The organism is Micromonospora sp. DT178 (assembly GCF_049841695.1).
In the GTDB taxonomy this organism is placed as follows: Bacteria; Actinomycetota; Actinomycetes; order Mycobacteriales; family Micromonosporaceae; genus Micromonospora.
In genome coordinates this window covers 1-1,026 of sequence record NZ_JBNCKV010000041.1, presented here as the reverse complement: position 1 = coordinate 1,026, position 1,026 = coordinate 1, and the positions used below count along the sequence as shown (strand labels likewise).

Genomic DNA, 1,026 nt, shown 5'->3' with positions numbered 1-1,026 from the left:
AGGGTCGTCGAAGCGCGATGAACATCGTCGTACTCGTCAAGCAGGTGCCTGATTCGGGCGCGGACCGCAGCCTGCGTGCTGACGACAACACCGTCGACCGCGGTTCGGCGAACAACGTGATCAACGAGATGGACGAGTACGCCATCGAGGAGGCGTTGAAGATCAAGGAGGCGCACGGGGGTGAGGTGACGGTCCTGACGATGGGTCCGGACCGGGCGTCCGAGTCGATCCGTAAGGCGCTGTCGATGGGTCCGGACAAGGCGGTGCACGTGCTGGACGACGCCCTGCACGGCTCCTGCGCCGTGGCCACGTCGAAGGTCCTCGCCGCCGCGCTCGGTCAGTTGAACGCCGATCTGGTGCTGTGTGGCAGCGAGTCGACCGACGGTCGGGTGCAGGTGATGCCGCACATGCTCGCCGAGCGGTTGGGCATCGCGGCGCTGACGGGTGCCCGCAAGCTCACCGTCGACGGTGCGACTTTGACGGTGGAGCGGCAGACGGAGGAGGGCTACGAGGTGGTCACCGCCGCCACGCCCGCCGTGGTGTCGGTCTGGGACACCATCAACGAGCCGCGGTACCCGTCGTTCAAGGGCATCATGGCCGCGAAGAAGAAGCCGGTGCAGACGCTGTCCCTGGCCGATCTCGGGGTGGCTGCGGCGGAGGTGGGTTTCGAGGGCGCGACCAGTGCCGTGCTGGAGCATTCGAAGCGTCCGCCGCGTTCCGGCGGCGCGAAGGTCACCGACGAGGGCGACGGCGGCGTGAAGCTGGTCGAGTTCCTCGCCACCGAGAAGTTCGTGTGAGGGGTCTGGACATGTCTGAGGTTCTCGTCGTCGTCGAAGCCACCCGGGAGTTCGGCGTCAAGAAGGTCACCCTGGAGATGCTCACCCTGGCCCGCGAGCTGGGCACCCCGAGCGCGGTCGTGCTCGGCGGTCCCGGCGCCGCCGAGGCGTTGAGCGCCAGGCTGGGCGAGTACGGCGCGGAGAAGATCTACGCGGCCGAGAGCGAGGAGATCGACGGCTACCTGGTGGC

Annotated in this window: 1 protein-coding gene and 1 pseudogene; both read left to right on the top strand. The window is 68.0% G+C overall.

Features of this window, described 5'->3' with window-relative positions; genetic code table 11:
* Positions 1 to 17 precede the first annotated feature (17 nt).
* Entirely contained in the window at positions 18 to 797 is a 780-nt protein-coding gene (locus tag ACLQ22_RS31845) for an electron transfer flavoprotein subunit beta/FixA family protein (protein ID WP_425695573.1), read from the top strand.
* An 11-nt stretch (positions 798 to 808) separates the two neighbouring features.
* Positions 809 to 1,026, top strand: a pseudogene (locus ACLQ22_RS31840) (electron transfer flavoprotein subunit alpha/FixB family protein); the annotation flags it as partial.